Genomic DNA, 22903 nt, shown 5'->3' with positions numbered 1-22903 from the left:
CTGGGACTCCGGGCAGGTATCGCGGCCGGACCTTCTCCGTGAGTGAAGGGATGCTTCACCCACCGTGCCCCACTCCTCCCTCCCATTTCCGGGTCAAAACAGGCACTTTCCGGGCCGTGACATAATCGAACGAGCGCCATGCGGAACCCCATCGACAACCGAACCCCGTTCGTCTGCGAGCCCCTGGCTCTGGCGGACCCGGAGGGGCGGCCTCTGCTGGTGGTCGTCGTCAAGGCCACCTACCTGCTCGCGCAGGGGCAGCTTCGCGTGGCGGACGAGCAGGTGCCCATCCAACTCGCGGGCGAGTATTGGGGAGAGCCCGAGACGTCCAGCTACCGCTACGAGCCGGAGTGCGCGCCCGGCAAGCCCGCGACGGACATCGTGCTGGTGGGGCATGCGCATGCCACCGAGCGGAACACCACGTCGCTCGTGGTTTCCTTGCAGGTGGGGCCGCTGCGGAAATCCGTTCGTGTCACGGGCGATCGCGTGTGGTTCAAGAGCCTGGGGACCCTCTCGATGACCCGGCCGCTCCCCTTCGAGCGGATACCCCTGCACTACGAGCGGGCCTTCGGTGGGTGGGACCGGAGTCACCCGGCCCCGGCCCGGCACACCTTCGAGCCGCGCAACCCCGTGGGAGTGGGCTTCCGCTCGGACTCACGGCGGTTCGAGGAAGGGCTCCGCCTGCCGAACCTGGAGGATCCGGAGCAGCCCCTGAGGCAGTTCGGCCAGGTGGTGCCACCGGCGGGCTTCGGCTTCATCTCACCGCACTGGCAGCCGCGCGCCGCCTACGCCGGCACCTACGACGAGGCCTGGCGCAAGCAGCGCATGCCCCGGTTGCCGAGGGACTTCGACCCGCGCTTCTACAACGCCGCCTCGCCCGGACTGGTGGCACCGGGCTATTTGAAGGGAGACGAGCCCGTCTCGCTCGTCAACGCGTCTCCCCAACCGCTGTCCTTCCAGCTGCCCGCCCAGCCGCCTCCGGAAGTCACCGTGCGCCTGTCGTTCGCGGGGGACACCCGGCTGGAGATGAAACTCGATACCTGCATCATCGATACCGATATCCATCGCATCATGCTGCTGTGGCGGGGGAGTGTTCCCTTGAAGGATGGCCCTGACGATGTCTGGGACATCGCGGTGTCGGCTTCTTCCTCTAGATAGGGACCATGGCGCATCTGGCGATAACGGGTCTCGGCCTCGTGACGACGGTCGGGCATGATGTGGTGACGGCGTACGGAGCCCTCCGTTGCGGAATGGTGAGGCCCTGGCCCGTGGACTTCGAGGTACCCGCGGATGACGGGAACGCCAATACGCTCCTCACCGCCCATCCACTGCGTGGCATCACCGATGGATTCCAGGGCATGGGGCGCTACCTCCGCATGGCGACCCACGCCGTGGAGGATTTGCTGCACCATGCCTCGCTCCATCAGGAAGGGGCCGGGTTCTGGCAGGGCACTTCTCTCTACGTGGGCCTCTCGCGCACGAGGAACGCGGAGATCGACTTCTACGACGAGCTCCTCGAGGAGCACCTCGTGGGTGAGCTCGCGTCTCGTACCCGGCTTCCCATCATGGAGAACCGCCGGCGCGTCCTCTTCCGAGGCCATGCCGCGGCGCTCTGGGCGCTTCACGAGGCTTCGGTGGCCATCGAGCGCGGCCAGACAGAGCGCGCGCTCGTCGTGGGCGTGGACAGCCTGCTCGAGAGCGATACGCTCCAGGTGCTCGCGGCCTCCAGACGCTTGAAGACGAACCTCACGCCTCGCGGGCTCATGCCCGGCGAAGGCGCGGCGGCCTTCCTCGTCGAGCCCCTGGCCAGGGCCAGGGCACGCAAGGCCACCCTCCAGTGCGTCGTGGAGGGGATCTCACTGGGACAGGAACGGGAGAGCCGGGCCTCCGGGGCTCGCTCCGCCGGTGTTGCCTTGTCCGAGGTCATCGAGAAGGTCCTCCCTCGCGACAGGGCGATTGCATCCATCTACGGAGATCTGAACGGAGAGGATGCCCGGGCGGAGGAGTGGGCCAACGCGCTTGTGCGTCTCTCCGCGAACCGGGCGCTCTCCTCGGCCGCCCAGTACTGGCTTGCCGCATCCCTGGGGGACACGGGCGCGGCCAGTGGTGCCCTCTCGGTGGTGACTGGAGCACGCGCTTTGTTCCGTGGCCATGCCGCCGGAGGCGATGTGCTGATCTGGTCCAGCGCCGACACGGGGGCGGTGGCCGCCGCGCTCCTGCGCCGGGCCGAGTCTCCTGTTTCTTCCCCACAGCAACACGGAGTTCGTCGATGAGCTCGGATAAGAGTTCTAAAGCCGTCAATGCTCCGGACAGCAGACACATCGATGACAGGAAGGTCCTCACCGATCTTCACAACAAGGCCCCGGGCAAGCCGTGTTTCTGGAAGCACGGCTACGGCGAGTCCAACGACGAGTGCATCGCGATTCCCTCGGCCCGGTACGACACGCACCCGTGCCACTACCGCGCCAACGGCATCAAGCGAGCGGAGAGCGAACCGCACGTCTACAACACACGCCCTCATCCGGTATTGGGGGGCCGGGCTCGAAAGGACAACCGGGAGGTGGCGATGTTGCTCGGCTACATCGTCCTGGACATCACCCGGCGCAAGGAGACCCACAGCAGGACGACGCCGGAGTTCACCCATCTCGCCGAGGACATCGCGGCCCATAAGGAGCGCTCGGGGGCGGGCAAGGGGATGAGATTCCTCGATGCGTACAGAGGGCGGTACGGGAAGTCACTGGGTTGGCTCGCGCAGGATCCCCACGCCTGGGACGTCAAACACCGCATGATCCTGCACCCCAAGGACTTCCGGCGGGTCTTCGGCGCGACCAAGGACAACGAGGTCAAGAACTACGAGTCCGATTTCACGGGGGTCTCGTCCGAAATCCGCGAGGACGTGTGGCAGCGTGTCGCGCCCGTCAACTTCCACATCAAGGAGACCAACGTTCCAGGAGGGCAGGGCCTCGGGAAGTGGTACCCGTACGAGCACGACCACCACCACATGATCCCCGCCAGCGCCTTCCAGGAGTACGTGCTCAATGGACCCAGCTCCAATCCCAGCGAGATCAACTACATGTCGCGGGCGAGGGTGGTCATGCAGGGCTCATGGAACATCCACAACCAGGTCAACATGATCCTGCTGCCGAACGAGGTCTACCCAGCACGCATCCTGGATCTGGCCGCGCACATCCCCTGGCAGATGGGCGCGGACCACAAGCCCTATTCGAAGTCGCTCGAGAAGAAACTGGAGCCCATCCGTAAGATTCTGGATGACGCCCTGAGGAATCCCTCCGAGCAACCCCATGATGCCGAGGAGAACGCCGCCACCGATTTTAGTCGAGAGATGACAGATCTCTGCAATGAGCAGCGAGAAGAATTTCTCGAAAAGGGTTTTTTCGTTCTCGAACCGAAGTGATGGCACGAGCCATAGATGGGTGAGCAATGAGCAATGAAATATCTTATCTGGTTTTCACCACAAATGAGGACCCTCGGGTTGCCCACATAAGGGACATCAGCGGAAATGTTCCCGATGACTCGAAGCTCGCGCGTGGTGTCAGCCTGAAAGGACTCATTACGGAGTCCACCACCTTCAGCCTGTCCGAGGAGGGGGGGGACATGCTCTGCGATTTCGTCGACAACATCTCGGCAGAGTTGATCATATCTTCCAAAGCTCGGGAGGTACTCGAAGCTGAAGGTGTTGCTGGGAACGTGGTCGAGTATTTGCCGTTCACCTTGAACGACAAACGCGGACGTCCGACGAAGGGGCGGTTCTACGTCGCCAACCTTCTGTTGACAGTGCCATGCATGGATCGCGAGAATTCAGCGTTCAACGTGAGCAGCGTTGATGGGCGGGTTCTCAGGGTCAAGAAATTGAAGGTTTTGAAGGAGAAAATCCCTCCTGATGCAAAACTCTTCCGGTTGGGAGAGTGGCCAAGAGTCATCGTCATTCGCTCAGATCTGGTCCAGCGGCTCAAGGACGAGAAGTTAACTGGATTGGCGGTTTGCGAGCAGGGCGAGCGCTTCACGTGGTGACTGCTGGCTCACCGGAGACACCATGGATCCATCACTCATCAACGCCAACCTGATCCAGCTCATCGAGCTGCGGATCGCGGAGCTGCGCAAGGGGAACGTGCACCCCAAGCACGTGCTCGACCTGGCTCGCATGTTCCGGCGCCTGGGCTGCGGTGAGCTCTTGTCCGGCAACGACGCCGGTACCTTCTTCTTCTGCCTCTTCCGCGCGGCCGACACGTACCTCCAGTTCCTCGAGCGCAAGCACTCCTGGTCCGACCTGGACCCGTATTACATGGCGCGCGGCCGTGCCGAGCCCCTGCTGGATGCCCTGGCCCTCGGGGATGTGGCACTGGCCCAGCGCATCGACGCGCTCGCGGAGACGACGTGGCGCGAGGGCATGGAGTACGAGGAGGACTTCTGGTTCTTCCTGCTCCTGCCGAAGCTCGCGTCCCCCACCTCGGATGCGCAGTCGCTGCTCGATGGGCTGAGGCAGATGGAGCAGGCCCTCCAGGGAATCACATATCCGCGATATGACGTGCTCAAGGCGTTGCTCCACGGTGATGTCAGTGGTTTCGAGCAAGGGCTGGAGGCCCTGACCGACGCCTGGGCGGCCGAGATGGAGCGCGAGGGCGGTTCGGGAATGGGCAACCCGTATGCCCTGTCCACCGAGGCCGAGGTGTTCGTCGAGGGCGTCGCGCTCGTCCGGGTCGCGAGGATTCGGGGCCTGAGCATCCGCTCCGAGTACCGGCTCGTCCCCGCTTCCTCTCTCTCCACTCCCCCCGAAGGGCTCCAACGCCAGCCCCTCTGGACATGAGGTGACCCATGGCCAACACGGTCGGTGTGAACAAGATGTCCGTGGTGACGCAGAGCAGCAACGGGACCACCGTGGCCTTCCCGGACGTCTGCAAGACGCCCAGCCCGGGAGGGCCCATCCCCATCCCGTACCCCAACATCGCGCGCTCGGCGGACACGGCCCAGGCGAGCAAGACCGTGACGGTGGAGGGCAAACCCCCGTGCCTGAAGGACTCGAACTTCAGCACCAGCACCGGTGACGAGGGCGGCACCGCGGGCGGCGGCGTGGCCTCGAGCAAGACCAAGGGCAAGGCCGAGTTCGTCAACTACTCCTTCGACGTGAAGATCGAAGGCAAGAACGTGGCCCGCGCCATGGACCTCATGCTGCACAATGACAAGAACACGCCTCCGGCTCCGTTGCTCCAGCCGCCCGTCGTCGCCATCGGCCAGGGCTCGGACAAGAAGGTGTGTCCCATCTGCAAGGAAGAGTACTAGTGGCCTTGCGCGAAGATCTGCTCCCCCGCTGGGATATCTTCGAAGAGCACCTGGACGAGGCCTCCTTCCTGTGGTCCAGGCGTGAGCGGTGTCTGGTCTCGCCGCTGTTCGATCTCGACGAGACGGGCCGCGAGGAACAGCGTCTGCTGGCCCACCTCGAGGCGCTCGCGGAGGGTGGGAGGCTCATCACCGAGCGGCTCGTCGAGCCCGCGTTGGAGTCGGACGAGCCGGAGCGCATCGCCGCTGCGGCCTGGGTGCTGCTCGCCGAACGCGGAGACGCGGCGTACGAGGGTCTGCTGATGGCCCTGGAGGAGGGGGAGGAGGGTCGTCGGAGGGCCATCCAGCGTGCGCTGGAGCTCTGGGAAGGACCCGAGAGGGCCGAGCGGCTGAAGCCCCTGCTCACTTCACCCATCGCCGCCCTGCGGGTCCTGGCGCTCCAGGTGTCGGCGTTCCATGCCGAGGCGCCGGATGCGCGGACCCTGGCCCCGCTCCTCGCGCACGAGGACAGCCGGGTCCGGAGCGCGGCGCTGCGTTGCGCGCGGTTCCTTCCCGAGGCTTCTCGCGCGGGCCTCATCCCCGCCGCACTCGCCGCGCCGGCTCCCGCCGTGCGCAGGGCGGGTATCGAGCTGGGGCTCCTGTCTGGCTCACGAGCGGCCTGGGTGGCCTGCCGAGAGCTGGCCCAGGTGCCCTCCGCGGAGCGCGCCTGGGCGTGGGGGGTGTTGGCGTTCGGAGGCGGGGACAGGGAGTTGGAGCTCGTGCTGAGGGGTCTGGGTGAAGAGAACGCCCGGGCTTCGGCCCTCTGGGCGCTGGGCTTCAGTGGACGGCTTGCCGCGGCGGATGCGTGTCTCGAGGCGATGCGCGAGGCTCCTGTCGCCGCTCTCGCGGCGGAGTCCTTCTCCGCCATCACGGGCCTGCGCATCGAGGGCCGCTACGCCGGAGCACCGCCGGAATCGGACGAGGCGCTGCCTCCCCTGGAGGAGGACCTCGAGACGGACCTGGTTCCGAAGCCCGAGGAGGATCTCCCCGTGCCGGCCGTCGATGCCATCGCCAGGTGGTGGCAGCAGGCCCGCGGGCAATTCGACCCTCGTATGCGTTACCTGTTCGGGCAGCCGTTCAGCGGCGACACGCTCCTGCTGGCGCTCGAGCGGGCGGCCATGCGCCGCCGGCATGTCCTGGCGCTGGAACTGGCCCTTCGCACCGCCGGAGCGGTCCGGCTCCAGACACACGGTCTCGTGGCACGCCAACGCGGGCAACTCGAGGCGGCTTCGGGCTCACGCATTCTGGTCAACACCTTCGACAAGCTGATGACCGCGGGGTGAGGGACCATGGGTATCAAGGAACTTGAGTTCACCAACGAGAACATCGGGCAGCTCATCGATCTGCGGCTCGAGTCGCTGCGTCAGGGGGGCGTGCACCCCAAGCACGTGCTCGACGTCTGCCTCCTCTACCGGAGGATGGCCTGCGGGCTGCTGCTCGCCAACTACGACGCCGAGGGCTTCTTCTTCTGTCTGTACCAGGCCGCGGATGCCTGGCTGCAGTTCCTCGAGCGGAAGCATCTCGGGTCCGGGGTGGATCCGTATTACATGGCACGCGGTCGCGCCGAACCCCTGCTGGATGCCCTGGCGCTCGGGGACGTGGGGCTGGCCCGGCGCATCGATGCGCTCGCGGAGACGAAGTGGCAGGAGGGCATGGAGTACGAGGAGGACTTCTGGTTCTTCCTCCTCCTGCCCAGGCTCGTGTCTCCGGGCGGCACACGGGAGGAGTTGCTCGAGGGAATGGATCGCATGGAGCGGGTCCTCGAGGGCGCCGAGTACCCTCGCTTCGACGTGCTGAGCGCGCTGGTGCGGGGGGATCCCCAGGGCTTTGAAAAGGGGTTATTGGCCGCGATCGAGGCCTACGCGTCCAGGATGGAGCGCGAGCGCAAATCAGGGGTGGGAAATGCATTCGCCCTGGCCACCGACGCCCACGTCTTCGTCGAAGGCATCGCGCTCGTCCGGTTGGCGAGGGTACGGGGTATCCGCACCCGCTCGCAGTATCCCCTCATTCCGCCCATTGTCCTGAACTCGGCGCCACCCGGAGGAATCCAGCGCCGTCCCATCTGGAAGGAGTGACGGCCGAGGGTTGACGATGGGGGGCGGAGCGGGAGAAGTACGCGGACCCCGCATTTCCACCTCACTCCGGGAAGGACATGACCCCTCTCCGAATGACCTCGCGATTCCTCGGCGCACTGCTGCTCACCGCGGGAGCGCTCCACGCGCCCGCTTCATGGGCCGCGCAGGTGCCCGTGCTCAACGCTGGCTTCGAGTCACTGGCCTCCTCGGGACATCCCACCGGCTGGACCTCGACGGGCGAGGGCAGGGTGACCTCCAGTCCGGACGGCAAGGCCGAGGGCGCGCGGGGGCTCTTCATCGAGAACCCGGCCAGCGGCGCCGAGACCACCGTCCAGTCCGAGCCCGTGAAGCTCCAGGTGGGCCGCCTCTACCGTCTGAGCGCGTGGGTGCGCACCCGGGGCGTGCAGGCCGATCCCCAGGCGCGCTACCCCACGGCGATCGGCGCCTGCCTGTCGATGAAGAGCTTCCCCTTCACCAACTGCTCGCCCACCCAGGGCGCGGACCAGGACGGCCGCGTCTCGGTGCTCTTCTTCGCCATCCAGGCCTCGGACCGCGTGCAGGTGCACCTGGGCCGCAACGGCAAGGCCACCGGCTCCGCCTGGGTCGATGACGTGCGCCTCGAGGAGGTGGACGACATCACCGCCTACATCCCCATGGAGTCCGTGCGCTGGGCCGGCAAGGGCTTCCGCTACGACGACGGCGGATGGAAGTACATCCACATCGAGGGCGAGCCGTACGAGCGCGGCCAGCAGTACGGCGAGCTCGTGGCCGAGGACATCGTCCGCTACATGGAGAAGCTGGGCATCCAGAAGAACCGCCAGGACGCCGTCAATGGCTGGTCCCAGGTGCGGTTGCTCACCGACTCGATCTTCCTGCGCAAGTACGACCCCGAGTACCTCGAGGAGATGAAGGGCATCGCCGACGGCGTCAACAAGGCCGGCGTGAAGTTCAAGGACCGCGAGCTGGATGTGCTGGACATCGCCTCGCTCAACTCGGCGGTGGACCTGGGCCAGCTCGAGGACGCCAACCGCGTGAGCGCCACGTCGCTCACCGGGCGCTCCTTCCTCAAGGCCGAGGACGAGTCGGCCCGGGCGGGCGAGGGTGATCACTGCTCGTCCTTCGTGGCCACCCGCTCGGCCACCAAGGATGGTCAGTTCATCATGGGGCAGATCTTCATGTGGAACGGCTACACGGGCGTCCACTGGGACGTGATGCTGGACGTGCAGCCCACCCGCGGCCACCGCTTCATCATGCAGACCTTCCCGGGCGGCATCCACAGCGGCGCGGACTGGTTCATCAACGACGCGGGGATCGTCATCGGAGAGACCACGGTGGGTCAGACGCCCTTCGATCCCGATGGCACGCCCCAGAGCAACCGCATCCGCAAGGCGGCCCAGTACGCCTCGTCCATCGAGGACGTGACGCGCATCCTGAAGGATCGCAACAACGGCCTCTACACCAACGACTGGACCCTGGCGGACGCCAAGACGGGTGAGGGCGCCTGCTTCACGCTCGGCACGAAGAAGACGAAGCTGTGGCGCACCGGAAGCAGGGGCAACGCCGCCAACACCCCGGGCAACCTCAAGGACTTCATCTGGGCCAACAACAACAACCGGGACCTCGAGGTGCGCAAGGAGTACATCCCCAACCCCCAGAACGCGCCCGTGGACCTGGCCTTCAACACCTGGAACCGGGACATCGCCTTCCAGAAGTACTTCGAGCAGTACGGCAAGGGCGGCATCGACCTGGACAACGCCATCCGCATGATGGCCTCCAGCCCCATCAACCGGCCCCACGCCTGCGATGGGAAGATCACCACCGGTGAGATGGCCAGCCGGCTCATGTTCCTCGCCCATTACGGCAAGACGACCCTGCGCGAGAAGATGGTGGGTGGCCGGTGGATCCAGGACCTCCCCGGCGCCTCGCCCCACCTGACGCTCGGCTACACCACCTTCAGCCCCATCTTCGTCGCCGACAAGCTCAAGGCCGCTCGCGCCAAGGCCCTCGCGAAGGAGGAGAAGGCCGCTGCGACGAAGCGGGATACCACCAAGGTCAAGGACGCCCTCGGCTTCGACAAGAAGCTCCTGTGGGCCAACACCATGTTCCCCGCCACCGATGGCGAGAACTGGCTCGTGAGTGGCACGGCCGCCTACTGGAACCAGCTCAACAAGCTGCCGGACTCCGCGGACAAGGCCTTCGAGCAGCAGCGCGATGCCCTGGCGGAGCTCAACAGCCGCTACCTGTACCTCACCTCTCGCGAGGAGGATGTGGTGCCCACGGCCGCGCGCACCTCGTACAGCCGTTACGGCACCTACGCGATTCCGCGCATCAAGGGCACCTTCCTGCTGCATCAGCTGCGGCTGCTGCTCGGCAACAAGGCCTTCTCGAAGGTGATGCGCACCGTCCACGAGCGCTACGCCAACAAGAACATCACCACGGCGGACTTCGTGCGCACCGCCTCGGAGGCCGCGGGGAGGGATCTCAAGCCCTTCATCTCCCAGTGGGTGGAGCGCGGCGGCCTGCCCGAGCCGCGCATTGCTGCCAGCGCCACGAAGGCCAAGGACGGCTACGACGTGACGGTCAAGGTGGAGCAGGGGGGCAAGCCCTATCACTTCGTCTCCTCCGTGGAGCTCGTCTCCGCCAAGGGCTCGACGCTGGAGCGCGTGGAGGTGAAGGACGCGCGCGAGACCTTCTCCTTCCACGTGGCCGAGCAGCCCGTGCGCGTGGTGTTCAACCCGTCCAACGACATCCCCGTGCCGCGAGAGCACTTCCAGGTGCTCTCCAACGCGCTGGATGATTTCAGCCAGCTGCTCTTCGTCCACGGTACTGCTCGCGGCGTGGAGGCGGATCGCACGCTGACCCTGAACTTCCGCGATGTCGTGGCGGATGCCTTCACGGACCAGCTCGCGCCGCTCGAGCCGGACGCCGAGGTGACGGATGCGCAGCTGGCGAGCCGGGACTTGTTCGTGCTCGGTGGTGCCGAGGACAACGGGCTGGTGGCGCGGCTCGCCGCGGAGAAGAAGCTGCCGGTGGAGATCGGCCGCCGGTTCTTCCGCTGGCAGGGGAAGACGTATGGGCGCTCGGATGACGGGCTCGCGGTGGCGCTGCCCAACCCGTGGAACCCGAAGCGGATGCTCTACCTCTACCTGGCCAACAGCGGCCCGCAGCTGTGGCACATGACCCGCTCCTTCATGCCGAGCCAGCTCCAGGGCTGGGCGCTCTTCCGGGGCGGCGAGGTGAGCGCCAAGGGCTACCACGGCGTCGACGCGCTGGCGGTGGACCTGAAGACGGCGGAGCCGAAGAAGGAGTCCCCGGCTCCCGAGGTCAAGCCTATCGGCTCGGCGGCGGGCTCGGACTGAGGCCTACTCGCGGGAGTTGAGCACCTCCAGCAGCAGGTCCTCGAAGCGCTGGGCGTCGGCGCCCACGCCCACGCGGGTGCGCTGCCCGCCTTCGGCCACGCGCGTCCGTCCCGCCGAGGCCCCGTCGATCACCACCTCCAGGGCCTGCGGCTCGAAGGTGACGACCTCGGGATGGAAGGCCGCCATGGCCGCCAGCGGGTCCCACCAGAACAGCCGGCCCGCGTCGACACCCGCGAGGATGTTGGGGTGGTTGGCGACGGCGGAGACGACCTTGGCGGGCCCGGTGGTGGCCTGCTCGGAGAGGCGCTGGGCATAGGCCCGCGTCAGCGGGATTTTGTTCGTCGCATCCAACGGGACGAGCGAGACGCTCTCGGCCGGCAGCGAGCGCAGCACTGCGGCCGCGGCGGGCGGGTCCGCGAAGATGTTGAACTCCTGCGTCTTGTCGAAGGCGTCAGACACCCCGCAGCAGAGGTTGCCGGGCACGGACACGGCCCCACCCATGATGAAGGTCCGCGCAATCCGCTCCTTCAGCTCGGGCTCGGCCTGGAGCGCCGCGGCCAGGTTGGACAGCGGCCCGGTGGCCACCACCGTCACGGGCTCGGACGCGGCCAGGGCCACCTCGGCCAGCAGCGCCGGGGCGCTCTTCTGCGTGGACTCCGCGCTGGCGGTGCAGTCGGCGAAGATGTTGTCGAGAATGCCGTCCACGTTGTCCCGGATGCGGGCCGGGAAGGCATTGGGCGTGATGGGCGTGGCATCGGCTACGGGGACCTCCTTCAGCCCGCAGGCCTCCAGCACGCAGCGCACGTTGCGCACGGCCTTGCCCGGGTAGCCGGCGCCGCTGTTCGTGACGGTGACGGCGGCGAGCCGCAGGGTGCCGCGCTGGTGCTCCTGGCACAGGTACGCGAGCGAGGCGATGTCGTCATAGTCCGAGTCCACGTCCGCGATGACGGGCGGGGGGGACGAGCGGCAGGCGGCGAGCAGCAGCGTGGTGAGCGCGGCGAAGGGGAGATTGCGGCGACGGGTATTCATATGGGGAGCTCCTCTACCTGTTGTCTTTGTTCTGCTGCCCCTGGTGTGGCTCGCGTCCCATCAACTCCAGTGACGCGCGTCCCAACAGGCCGTAGGGATTGCCATACGTCTCATTCATCTCGAAATGGTTGTAGCCCACGCCCACGAGGACCTTGTGGGGCTTGCCCGCGGCCTTCAGCGCCTCCGCGAAGTCGCGCGTCTGGCGGATGAATTCGGGACTCTCGTTCGTGCCGTAGGCGAGGACGATGGGCGCGTGGAGGAACCGCAGCTGGCGCTGGGGGCTCAGCAGCTCGAGCGTCTCCGGCGTGAAGCGGACGTACGAGGCGCGCGCGGAGAGCGAGACGGGGTAGAGCTCGAACATGCCGCTGCTGCACACGCCGCCCTTCACCGTGTCGGCCGGCAGCCCGTGCTGGCTCCAGTCCGTGGTCATCACCACGCCGCACAGGTGGCCACCAGAGGAGTGGCCGGAGACGTAGAGCTGGTCACGGTCGCCGCCGAACGTGCCGGCGTTGCGGTACGCCCACTCCACGGCCCGGCGAACCTGCTCGGCCATCTCCAGGAGGTTGCCGCCGTTCTCCAGCGTGTTGACGAAGTCGAGCGCGAGGTAATGCACCCCGGCCTCCATGAACATCTCGGCCGGCACCGCCGCGTTGCGTGCCGAGCCGCGCTGCCAGGAGCCACCATGGATGTAGACCATGATGGGCGCCTTGCCCTTCGCCTTCGTGCGGTAGAGATCGAGGAACTCGTACCGCGAGAGCCCGTACTGGAGGCGCTCGGGCTCGCCGTACCGGGAGCGCACCGCGTCGCTGTTCACCTGGTCCCGCATCCGCGGGTCCGGCGGGGCGTTGTCCCAGAAGTTCTGGTCATACAGCGCGTCGATTTGATTCTGCGTATAGCCTCCCCAGATGATGGGCCCGCTGGGCGGGGGCAGCTGGGCAGACGCGGGTGCCGCATGAAGAACGGCGGCGGCGGCCACCGTGATGGCGAGGCGCGAGAACACGTGGGGACCGGGGAGCTTCCTTCCTTGCGGTTTCATGGCCTTCTCCTCGTTTGTTGTTCGGACAATACAAAACCCTCCGGCTGCGGGCCGGCCGTGCGCCCGCGCTCGAACTGCTGCCGAGGCCCGCATCGCGTCCCCGTGATTCGGCCTGAGGGTCCGGAGGTACCAGCTCCGGGCTCTCTTCTTTTGGGTGCCCTCGTCCCGGCCCTCTGCGCTACCCCCACCTACCTCTGCCCGCCAGTCTCATGCCGCGACGCTCGGCTCGTCCAAATTCCCGCGCTTCCTCGTGAACGCCAACAGTTCGAGTTGTGCTGTTTGGCTGGTTGTGAAGAAGCGCTGTCAGCAGCGCATAGAAGCGGGAGTATTCTTCCTTCACTCTTGACTGAGTCTGCTTCCCGGCCACATCCAACTCGTCCCAAGCGAGATCTGCACCAAAGTAATCAAACCCAGAGCCCGCAAGATCGCTGACAATGCCGGTACTTCCGAGGTGACCTCGTAGTATTAATGCTGTCCCAACTCCCTGTCCCAGGCAGCCAACTGTACGGCCACCGCGTATTTGTCGGCGCTGGAGAAATCCTCGAACTTCTCCAGGGGAAGCGCGGAGAGGCGCTCGTGCAGGAAGTCCGGGTCGCTGAGCACCTCGTGGTGCTTCAAATCGTTGTCCCCCTCCACCAGGACGGGAATCACCCGGAGCACGGCCTCCTCGCAAGCCTCGCGGGTAGCGCGAGACATGCGCTCCACCGTCAGGGCTAGGTGCTCGCGGACCGAGGCCGGGCCTCCGGGGCACCAGGCCTCCAGGGTCTTGCCGTAGATATCCTCCATGAGTTCTTCCAGCGTGTACTTCCTACCGGGCCAGAACGCGTAGCGAGGGCCCTGGAGCACATCCCAGAAGCGGAGCACCGAAGCGAGCCGGTTCGCCACGCGCTCCGCGCTCCGCGGCGGGGACGGAGACACGGTATATTCCAGGGCGCCCCACGGGGTGCCCAGGCAGAAGGACTCGAAGGCGTCCCTCATGCGTTGACGCTCCTCCTTCGGGACGCCTCCATTCAAGTCCATGAAGACGTCGCCGAACATGTGCATCCACCAGCGCGTGCGGCCCAAGTCGAATTCGGCCGCTGAGTGCATCACCAGCACCTCGCCGGGCGGCACCTGGCGCATCTGCCGGGGATGGGGAAAGGCACCGGTCTTGAGGTACTCCCGGGCCCACCAGCGTCCCTCGGCTCTCGCCTTGCGGCGGATGGCGGCGGTGGTGCCGTAGAGCCACGCTGGAAACTCGAGCACCGAGGGCTGTTCCGGGGTCATGGCTTTTCGCCCTACCACAGCGGTCAGACGCGCCTCAAGCGCCGGGCACTTCGCGCGCTCCGAGGGCGGCAGGCGCCTCGCGCCCGCTCAGCGGCAGTCCACAGGCAGGTAGACCTGGCCCTGGAATCCCTTGGCGCGTTCGTTCCCTTCATAGGCGGCTCGGATCGCCTGCTCGGCCAACTCACCGCGCTGTTCTATTTCTTCCCTGGGCAACTCCTCTGCCTTCTGGGCCGTCCGCTCCTTCCAGGAAGCATTGGGCTTCTTGCGCCGGTAGCTCCAGCGGTACAGCGTCACTCCGGGCTCTGGCGTTCGCCAGGACAACTGCCAGAGTGCTCCCCCGTTCTCGAATTCGAGGAAGAGCGACCCCTCGAAGCCGGTGCCTCCCACGAGCCTCTTGTCAGGCTCGGCAACCTCGTTGAGTGCCGCCAGGTAGCGCCCCGCCTCTTTTCTCCCTATCTCGCGTGACTTCTCATTGTCCGGCTTGAGCTCGAACAGCACGAGGAGGCGGGTATCAGTGATGTCCGGGCGCAAGCGCCTCACGAACTCTGGAAGACGCTCGGGGTCCCCCAACTCCCCCTTCTCCACAATTCTGTAGAGGTCGACGGTGTTGAGAAAGACGACGCTGGTGGGATGCTGCACGCTGTACGCTCTGCCAATGGCCTCATGTGCGACCTTGCCAAGAAAAGCGGGTCTTCGGTACGTCGAGTGGGCAGGGTCGAGGAACCGAGGCCGGGTGCGCACGGGGAGGACTTGGGGTTCAAGGGTGTGCGGAGCCGCGCGATGGCCATGGGACGCAAGTCCCCGCGAGAGTTCGAGGCATGAATGAGACAGGGGCACGACCTGGGGTGCCAGAAAGCCGCGGCTGTGCATGACAGGGCGCCTGGCTCCGCTGCCCTGCTGGCCGGGTTGCAGTCGAATCTGTCGGCGCTCCGGAGCTCGGTCCCCAGCTGCCTGCTTCTACTGCGAGGGGCTACGCCGCTACTGGCAGGGGCGGCGTGAACTCCATGCCTCCGCAGCACAGCAGTATCATCGCCCTGAATGCCTTGGGATTGCGCAAGCCATAGGCGCGACGGATGAGGGCTCGAATCTTGTTGTTGATTCCCTCCACCACTCCGTTGCTCAGCCCCGTCTCGACATAGGCGAGAATGCCGTCCTTGTGCCGCTGGACTGTCTTCGCCAGCTTCGCGAAGGGGGCGAGCCTGGAGTGGCTGGCCCACTGACACCACTTGTCCAGGTGCTCCGAGGCCCGCTTGGGCTGCACGTAGTCCATGCCCCGTGCCAGGCTCTCCTTGAGCAGATAGGCCCGGTAGAGCGTCTGGTTCGTCTTCTTCAACTCGCTGAGCTTCTCTCCCTGGCGCACCGTCAGGTTCCACGGATTCTTCAGCAGCGCCCAACGGCTGTGCTTGAGCGCCTTGCCCTCCTGGCTCCCCGCCTGCTCCCGCACCTGCTGCCGGCGCACCGTGTCCAGCGCTTCGTTCGCCAGCTTCTGCACGTGGAAGCGGTCGAACACCTTGCGCACGTGTGGGGCCCGGTTGCCCACCGCCTTGCTGAAGGCCGCCGACAGGTCCATCGTCGCGTGCGTCAACTGCTTCGTCCTCTCCTCTCCCAGCTCGTCGAAGAAGCCGTTGAGCGTCTCTTCGTTCTTCCCCTCCGCCACCCAGACGACTCGCGAGCGCAGGTGGTCCACCACCAGACTCACGTACTGGTGCCCGGCGCGCCAGCCCAGCTCGTCCACCCCAATGACTTGCAGCCCCTCCAGGCGCCCAGGCGACAGGCGCTCCTCCACCAGCCGCTCGATGATGGTGCCCACCGTGCGCCAGTTGATGCCCAGCAACCGGCAGATGGACGACTTGTCCAGACGTTGCGCCTGCCAGGCCACCAGCTCCTCGAAGGCGTGCGTGAAGCTCGAGCCGTGCGCCGCCCAGGGCACCCGCTCCACCCTCACTCCATGCTCCCGGCAGCGCACCCGGCGCGGGGCGTACCGCAGCCAGAAGATGGTTTCTCCCAGCGCCAGGTGCCGCCACAGTCGCCCGGGTTTCGTGTCGTAGCCTGGGGCGGGCCGGCCGCACACTCCACAGCGCGGCTTGCGCTGGCGGGGGCGCACCTGCACCACCAGTCCCCCGGGCCCCATCTGCACCCCGCGCACGCTCATCCCCTGGATGCGCAGCACGCGCCCCATCACCTCCCCCACACTCGGCCCCGCCACTCCCCGCCTCCCCGCCAGCACTCGCAGGGGCGGCACGCACTGCAACTCCGCGACCAGGGCTCTTGCGAGAGTGACAGCCACCTCTCCGCACTGCCCCTCTCCTGTCTCTCACCGGAGACCCTCCGTCCACCCTGGCGCGCCCACCTCAGCTACAGAAGATCCAGAAAAGCGCTCCAGGGCTCACTGGAGTCCGGCTTACGGCCAGGGATCGTGGAGGAGGGCGGCTCCGCCTGGGCTGCGAGGGCCGTTACGAGCACCAGGATAAGACCCGCCAGCCTCCAGGTGCTCCTCGTCCTGGTTCCACCTTTGTTCATGTCCAACATGCTCCTCCCAGTGCAGGGCAAGGTTGGAGAGGGGACCATGGCTTCGTCATGGGAGGCGGCGGGAATCGAACCCGCCGCGCCGAATTGTCGAACCTGGAAACGCTCAGCCCTGGACGGGAAGGGCGGCTACCGCCTCGACCTCGAAGAGCATTCCATCGAGAGCGAGTCTCGGTACGGGGATCAACGTGCAGGTGGGCTTCGGGCCGTCGCCGAGCGCATGCGCGAGCTCCGCCCCGAAAACACGCAACTTCTCCTCGGTATGGTCCACCACGAGCACCGTGAGCTTGACGATATCGCTCGTCCGGGCTCCGGCGGCCGTCAGGGCCGTACTCAGGTTGCTCAAGGCTTGCCGAACCTGCAGCCGGAAATCCGGCTGGAGCGCTCCCGCTTCGTTCTCACCTCCTTGCCCGGCGATATAGACGAGCCGTGTCCCGGGGGAGACCACCGCCACGTGTGAATAGCCATTGGGTGATGGGTCGTAGAGTCCTGCCGGGTTCTTCAGCACGAACGAGGCGTTCTGGGTCTGCTTCGACATGATGTTTCTCTCCTTGGGGAAATGTCCGCCCTGGCTCACGCCGCCGCGTCGTTCCAGCGCTGCCGGGCCAGCTCCAGGAGCCGGGCGTTCTCGGGCACCTGTTGCAGGAACCGCTCGCGGGCGGTGGGGTCGGGGATGTCGCTGGCGCGAGCACGTACACACCGCAACGCCTCGCGGAGCGCCGCGTCTCCCGCGGGATCATCTCCCCGCGCGAAGCAGGCTTCCACCCGTGCCAGGTGCATGGCCACGGCGTACACCCCGTTGTTTCCCATCCGTTCCAACTCCTGGACACCGAGCTCCGCCACCTGCCGGGCCTCCGTGAGCTTCGCTCGAGAGAGCAGGAGGGTGCCGAGGGTCGTTCGCGCGTCGACGAGGTAGAGCCGGAAGGGCGCCAACAGCTCACAGGCCTGGCGTGCATGGGTCTCGGCCTCGTCCAGCTCGCCGTCGGCCGCCGCCAACCTCGCGAGTATGACGTGGCCGACTCCTTCCCGGAGCGAATTGGCCTCCTGGCTCCCCGTGTACTCCAGGATCATGGCCCGAGCCTCCTGGCGGTGCACGGGCTCGGGGCTGCCGGAGAGCAGCATGAGCAACCGTTCCTGCACATAGGCGGCCATGATGTGCTGTTCCAGCCGCCGAGCGTCGGCCAGGGCCCCTCGCAGCTGTGCCAGGGCGCCGGCCATGTCGCCCAGCGCGGCCAACGTTTCCCCGAAGAGGGTTTGGAGGACGTTGATCTGTATCGTGTTCCTGCCCTGTTCCATTTCGCTCTCACGGAGCTCACGGATCCCCAGCTCGAGCTGGGTGAAGGCTTCCCACGGCCTGGCTTCGAAGAAGTGGAAGAGGACGCCCTTCGTCAGTCTGATGTGACTGCGCACCAGGACATCATCGGCCAGGAGGGGAGCGACTACCTCCTCGAGCCGCGCGATCGAGGCCTCCGCGTTCTCTCGTGCCCCCGAGAAGATGTGCATGTCCTGCAACATGTGAACGGCTTGAATGTAGGCCAGGACGGCTTCCGGCTCGGGAGTGGTTCGTCGCAGGAGCTCGCCCAGCCTGCCCACCTCCTCCAGGTGGCCGTGATAGAGGTTCCCGACGAGCAGTCCGCCCATCAACCAGCACCACAGCCGGCTCCCCACCTTCAATTCGTTCAACACGGCACTGCCCTGTGCCAGGGACATCGGCAGATCATCCATCCAGAAGGCCACCACGGCCTGGAGCGCCCGCAGCCGCGTCAGTGGCGCACCGCTCATGCCACAGGCCAGGGCCGCCTCCAAGCAGCGCATCGCCCCCTGGAGGTCTCGCCGCTCGAAGAGCTGCTCGGCGGCTCGGGTGTAGAAGTGGGCGGCGCGCTCCAGCCGCTGTCCGCGCTGGTAGTGCGTGGCGAGCTCCATCGGCTCATGCTCGCCCACCTGCTCCAGCCAGACCCCCGCGAGCTGGTGGCCCACGACTCGATGGCCGTCCGGTACCAGGGCATAGGCCGCATCCCTCACCAGCGCATGCCGGAAACGGTACTCCGCCACTCCCGGGAAGCGGCTGTCGGGCAGTGCCTCGATGACTTCCTGCTCCACCAGTCGCTCCAGGTACTCCTCCACCTGCTCCGCCTCGAGCTCCCGATGCACCAGTCCCTTCACGCCTCCCGACCAGAACGTGCGGCCGAAGATGCTCGCCGCCAGGAGCACCCGCCGGGCTCCGGGCTCCATGCGAGTCAGTCGCGCCTGCAGCACCGCCAGCACCGTCCCCGGCGCCTCCTCCCCTCGGCCCTCCGCCGCCATGCGGATGAGCTCCTCCAGGAAGAGCGCGTTGCCGTCGGCCATCTCCACCGCCCGCCGCACCACCGCCTCGGGCACTTGCGGCCCCAGTACCTCCCTCACCAGCCGCGCTCCCGCCTTGTGGCCCAGACCCGGCAGCGACACTTCCTGCAGGTGCCGGGACCAGAGTCCCGGAAAGAGCTCCTTCACCTCGGGCCTCGCCAGCGCCAACACCATCAGGGGCTGCTCGGCCAGCTTCCGCAACACCTCGTCCACCAGCTTGAGGGTCAGCGCATCGCTCCAGTGCAGATCCTCCAGCACCAGCAGCACCGGTTGGTGGGCGCACTCGGCCTCGAGGAAGGTCACCAGCGCCTGACCCACCCGCGAGCTCATCAGCCGGGGGTCGCTCCGTGCCGCTTTCAAGCGGGGACTGTGTTCCTCGGGGAAGGGGATGGCGCACAGCTCGCCCAGGAACTCCACGGCCTCCTGAGCCCGCTCATCGGGCAGATGCAGGGCCACGCGCCGGTACAGCCGAACGCGGCGCGCCTCCAGATTCCCTCCCTCCGCGATGTCACACAGCTGCCGCAGCGCCTGGCCCAGCAAACCGTACGAGGCTCCCGCGTGCATCGGCTCTCCGCGTCCCTGCAACAGCAGGAATCGCTGCTCCTTCCGCTCGATGCGGCGCAGGAACTCGTGGCGTAACCGGGACTTGCCCACTCCCGCCGCGGCCGTCACCAGGAGCGCCCGCGCGGCAGGCGTCTCGATGCAGGCGTTGAAGGTGAAGTCGAGCAGGGCCAGCTCGTGCTCGCGGCCCACGCAGGGGGTCGGCTTGCCCAGCAGGGGACGGGAGGCGTCGGCACCCAGCTGCTCGCCTTCCAGCAGGAAGGTTCCCGACTCCGAGCGGGTGAGCTGGAAGCCGGGCCCGAGCAGCCCGGCCGTGACATCGTCCAGCACCACGGACGAGGTCGAAGGCATCCGCTCGGCCCGGCGCAGCAACCGGCCCGCCCTGTCCATGGACTCGCCCACCGGCAGGCGCTCGTCGAGGATGCTCAGACCCGTGACCAGCACCACCGCGGCTTCCGGCCAGCGCTCCTTGAAGGTGAGCGCGAAGCGCGCCGCCAGCACCGCCTGATCCGTGGCGGTGCCGTGCTCCAGCACCAGCGTGGCGACCAGTGAGCCGTCCGCCAGCAGCTCCACCTGCGCCCCATGGGGGAAGAACTCCGTGCGCAGCGAGTCACGCAGCGCGAGGCCCTGCTCCCAGTTCACGGTCTCCTCCTGGGTCACGCCCAGGAGGGACACCAGCAGGACGCTGACCAGCTTCTGCTCGCCCCCTTCCATCCGGTGGAGGAGCAGGTCCGTCCTGGCGCCGGGCAGCGGCACCTCGGGCGCGGACTCCAGGGCCGCGAGTGCCTGCAACAGGGAGGTCGCATCCGGCAGCCGCCGCTTCGGGTCCTTGATCAACATCCGGTCCACCAGCAGCTGCAGCCCGGCGGGCAGGTGAGGACGGAGCGCGTGCAGCGGGGCCGGATCGGCGTACAGGATCTTGGCCAACGCGGCGGCGAAGTGGGGCGCCGCGAAGGGCGGCTTCCCCGTGAGGCACTCATACAGCACACAGCCCAGCGAGAAGATGTCCGCGGAGGGGAGGATCTCCGACTGGCTGGAGGCCTGCTCCGGCGACATGTAGCCCGGGGAGCCCACGACGGTGTTGCTCCCCGTCACGGTCACCACGGCGGGCTCGGTGAGACGGGCCAGGCCGAAGTCCAGCACCACCACGTCCTCGGGATGGCCGCCTCTCAGGAACAGGTTGGCGGGTTTGATGTCGCGGTGGACGATGCCCTGGCGATGGGCCTCGGCCAGTGCCTCGGCGGCCCGGCGCAGCAGCGACAAGGACTCGGACAGGCTCAGTGGCCTCCGCCGCAGGCGCTGCGCCAGGTCCTCACCCTCGAGCCACTCCATGACCAGGTAGGGCTGGTCGCGCTCGGTGGTGCCATGTGCGACGTAGGAGACGATGCCGGGGTGGCGCAGCTCCGAGAGCAACGTGCCCTCGCGATGGAAGCGGTGCACCGCCTCCGGAATCGTGGCCCCATGCAGCAGCTTGAGGGCAACGGGCTGGCCCGTCTCGCTGTCCCTGGCGCGATAGATGGAGCCCATGCCGCCACGCCCCGCCAGGGTCTCGATGCCGAAGCGGCCACCGACGATCGCCCCTCGCGGAAGAACTCCAGGTGCGCTGCTGGATGGAGCCATGTCGTCGCTGGAGCTGTACATGCCGTGCGCCTTCCCCCTGAGGCTCGAGCTCGAACCACGCGCTCGCGTGTGCGATGGACAACTTACCAAATCCGCATCTGACTGAATCACCTGGAAGGTAGGACAACCGGGGCGTGGGTGGCCTGATATGCACCAATCTTCCAGCCGCGATGTATGAATCCAGTGAGGCACTTCACTCCGAGGAAGAGGACCCACTCGAGGCGGCAATCGCAGACGTCCCCGTGGCGATCATGAATAGGCTGTCCTTCCACTCCAAAGGGGAGCCCTGGTGATTGGTGACGCCTTCGTTGTCGATGCGGTGACGCATGCCTACAACCTCCATCCGTCCAACTACCGCGCGGGGAGGTATGCCGAGTCCCTGGCGCAGTTGATCTTCGGGCTGCACACCGGCTTCTCGGGGGATGGCTATCGGATCGAGCAGCCGGAGCGCTTCCTCAAGGACTGGTCCGTCAAGGAGCTGGCCCGCATCCTCTTCGTGGAGAGCGATATCGATCTCGCGGTGCACCACGTACTGCCACTGCAGACGCTCTACAGCGACGGGCTGTGCTCGTTGGAGAAGACGCTGGAGATCCGCAAGCTCTACCCGGACCGTTTCCTCGTCTACGCGGGGGTGGATCCGCTGCGTGGCACGGCGGCACTGGAGGAGCTGGAGCAACAGGTGGAAGCGCTGAAGCCGAGCGGGTTGAAGCTCTACCCCGCGGCCTGGTTGGGCGAGTCGTTCCGCCACACGGGCTGGCGCATGGATGATCCGACCATCGCGTTCCCGCTCTTCGAGCGCGCGCGCAAGCTGGGCATCAAGAACATCGCGGTGCACAAGGGCCTGCCGATGGGCGCCGTGCCGCTCGAGCCCTACAAGGTGGACGACATCGGTGGCGCGGCGGATGCGTTCCCCGAGCTGAACTTCGAGATCGTCCACGGCGGCATGGCGTTCCTGGACGAGACGGGGATGCAGCTCTCCCTGTTCCCCAACGTGTACGTGAACCTCGAGGTGACGGGGGCGCTCATCGTGAAGCGCGAGCGCTGGTTCGCCGAGGCCCTGGCCGGGCTGCTCAAGTGGGCGGGGCCGTCCAAGATCATGTGGGGCTCCGGCACGGTGTTCTGCCACCCGCAGCCGGCGATCCAGAAGTTCTGGAATGACTTCCAGCTCCCGGACGACCTGGTGAGCGTGGCGGGCATGCAGGTGACGCCGGAGGTGAAACGGATGATCCTCGGCGAGAACTATGCCCGGTACGCGGGCATCGACATCGCCGCCGCGAAGGCCCGCATCGCCCATGACGCCTTCTCCAAGGAGCGCGCCAACGGGAAGCCGGGTCCCTACAGCTTCCGGGAGGAGAGCCATGGCCACTGAGGCGGAGCTGCTGGCTCGCATCCAGTCCATTCCGGACCCGTGCAGCTACGGCGCGGGAGTGCCGCTGAGTATCGGGGAGATGGGGCTGCTCCAGAAGGTGGAGAACGACGCGGGGCGGGTGACGGTGCGCATGCAGCTCACCTCGCCCATGTGCATGATGGCCGCCTACTTCATGCGCGAAATCGAGCAGCGCCTGATGGCGGAGGAGGGCGTCGCGTCGGTCCAGGTGGAGTTCGATCCGGCCTTCGAGTGGAAGCCCGAGGACATCTGCTCCGACGCGCGCCAGCGCCTGCTGGACCGGCGCATCAGCATGATTGGTGGCCGCATGCTGCCCCGCGACAAGACGCCCGAGACTGGCTCCTGACCGAGGTCGAGCCGCTCGGTT

The 22903-nt window shown here is 66.9% G+C and carries 18 protein-coding genes; 11 read left to right on the top strand and 7 right to left on the bottom strand.

The window, feature by feature from the left end:
• Positions 1 to 138: 138 nt before the first annotated feature.
• The 9 genes from JQX13_RS41345 to JQX13_RS41305 all read left to right on the top strand — a co-directional run bounded on the left by JQX13_RS41345 (position 139) and on the right by JQX13_RS41305 (position 10768).
• Positions 139 to 1158: a DUF2169 family type VI secretion system accessory protein gene (locus JQX13_RS41345; protein ID WP_203404906.1), complete on the top strand. Its 1020-nt coding sequence runs from the start codon at positions 139 to 141 to the stop codon at positions 1156 to 1158.
• 5 nt (positions 1159 to 1163) lie between these two features.
• Complete coding sequence (locus tag JQX13_RS41340; protein ID WP_203404905.1) at positions 1164 to 2273, top strand: beta-ketoacyl synthase N-terminal-like domain-containing protein; 1110 nt, start codon at positions 1164 to 1166, stop codon at positions 2271 to 2273.
• On the top strand, positions 2270 to 3415 hold the full coding sequence (locus tag JQX13_RS41335) for an AHH domain-containing protein (protein ID WP_203404904.1): 1146 nt from the start codon (positions 2270 to 2272) through the stop codon (positions 3413 to 3415). The genes JQX13_RS41340 and JQX13_RS41335 overlap by 4 nt, the downstream gene beginning before the upstream one ends.
• Before the next feature lie 26 nt (positions 3416 to 3441).
• A complete protein-coding gene (locus JQX13_RS41330; protein WP_203404903.1) occupies positions 3442 to 4032 on the top strand; it encodes an imm11 family protein in 591 nt (196 codons plus the stop codon).
• Between the two features lie 22 nt (positions 4033 to 4054).
• Complete coding sequence (locus JQX13_RS41325; protein ID WP_203404902.1) at positions 4055 to 4825, top strand: Imm49 family immunity protein; 771 nt, start codon at positions 4055 to 4057, stop codon at positions 4823 to 4825.
• A gap of 8 nt (positions 4826 to 4833) precedes the next feature.
• On the top strand, positions 4834 to 5298 hold the full coding sequence (locus JQX13_RS41320) for a DUF4150 domain-containing protein (RefSeq protein ID WP_203404901.1): 465 nt from the start codon (positions 4834 to 4836) through the stop codon (positions 5296 to 5298).
• Positions 5298 to 6617 (top strand): TIGR02270 family protein, encoded by a 1320-nt coding sequence (locus tag JQX13_RS41315; protein WP_203404900.1) that lies wholly within the window; start codon positions 5298 to 5300, stop codon positions 6615 to 6617. The genes JQX13_RS41320 and JQX13_RS41315 overlap by 1 nt, the downstream gene beginning before the upstream one ends.
• A 6-nt stretch (positions 6618 to 6623) precedes the next feature.
• Positions 6624 to 7409: an Imm49 family immunity protein gene (locus JQX13_RS41310; protein WP_203404899.1), complete on the top strand. Its 786-nt coding sequence runs from the start codon at positions 6624 to 6626 to the stop codon at positions 7407 to 7409.
• 92 nt (positions 7410 to 7501) lie between these two features.
• On the top strand, positions 7502 to 10768 hold the full coding sequence (locus tag JQX13_RS41305; RefSeq protein ID WP_239014162.1) for a C45 family autoproteolytic acyltransferase/hydolase: 3267 nt from the start codon (positions 7502 to 7504) through the stop codon (positions 10766 to 10768).
• A gap of 3 nt (positions 10769 to 10771) precedes the next feature.
• Here JQX13_RS41305 and JQX13_RS41300 read toward each other — a convergent pair whose 3' ends face one another.
• From JQX13_RS41300 to JQX13_RS41270, 7 genes are all read right to left on the bottom strand, one after another.
• Complete coding sequence (locus JQX13_RS41300; protein WP_203404897.1) at positions 10772 to 11797, bottom strand: nucleoside hydrolase; 1026 nt, start codon at positions 11795 to 11797, stop codon at positions 10772 to 10774.
• Between the two features lie 13 nt (positions 11798 to 11810).
• Complete coding sequence (locus JQX13_RS41295; RefSeq protein WP_203404896.1) at positions 11811 to 12833, bottom strand: alpha/beta hydrolase; 1023 nt, start codon at positions 12831 to 12833, stop codon at positions 11811 to 11813.
• Positions 12834 to 13298: 465 nt separating this feature from the next.
• Positions 13299 to 14099, bottom strand: a complete 801-nt coding sequence (locus tag JQX13_RS41290) for a hypothetical protein (RefSeq protein ID WP_203404895.1) — start codon at positions 14097 to 14099, stop codon at positions 13299 to 13301.
• A gap of 87 nt (positions 14100 to 14186) precedes the next feature.
• On the bottom strand, positions 14187 to 14738 hold the full coding sequence (locus tag JQX13_RS41285) for a hypothetical protein (protein ID WP_203404894.1): 552 nt from the start codon (positions 14736 to 14738) through the stop codon (positions 14187 to 14189).
• Between the two features lie 331 nt (positions 14739 to 15069).
• Positions 15070 to 16305, bottom strand: coding sequence for an ISL3 family transposase (locus JQX13_RS41280; RefSeq protein ID WP_203404893.1), 1236 nt, complete (start codon positions 16303 to 16305; stop codon positions 15070 to 15072).
• A gap of 426 nt (positions 16306 to 16731) precedes the next feature.
• Positions 16732 to 17163 (bottom strand): RidA family protein, encoded by a 432-nt coding sequence (locus tag JQX13_RS41275; protein WP_203404892.1) that lies wholly within the window; start codon positions 17161 to 17163, stop codon positions 16732 to 16734.
• A gap of 35 nt (positions 17164 to 17198) precedes the next feature.
• On the bottom strand, positions 17199 to 21170 hold the full coding sequence (locus JQX13_RS41270) for a serine/threonine-protein kinase PknK (RefSeq protein WP_203404891.1): 3972 nt from the start codon (positions 21168 to 21170) through the stop codon (positions 17199 to 17201).
• A 268-nt stretch (positions 21171 to 21438) separates the two neighbouring features.
• Here JQX13_RS41270 and JQX13_RS41265 point away from each other — a divergent pair, with 268 nt between their 5' ends.
• Together JQX13_RS41265 and JQX13_RS41260 are read left to right on the top strand one after the other, a co-directional pair.
• Positions 21439 to 22518 (top strand): amidohydrolase family protein, encoded by a 1080-nt coding sequence (locus tag JQX13_RS41265; protein WP_203404890.1) that lies wholly within the window; start codon positions 21439 to 21441, stop codon positions 22516 to 22518.
• Complete coding sequence (locus JQX13_RS41260; RefSeq protein ID WP_203404889.1) at positions 22508 to 22882, top strand: metal-sulfur cluster assembly factor; 375 nt, start codon at positions 22508 to 22510, stop codon at positions 22880 to 22882. The genes JQX13_RS41265 and JQX13_RS41260 overlap by 11 nt, the downstream gene beginning before the upstream one ends.
• Positions 22883 to 22903: the final 21 nt, after the last annotated feature.

The organism is Archangium violaceum, from assembly GCF_016859125.1.
Classification (GTDB): Bacteria; Myxococcota; Myxococcia; order Myxococcales; family Myxococcaceae; genus Archangium; species Archangium violaceum_A.
This window is presented reverse-complemented; position numbering and strand designations above follow the sequence as displayed.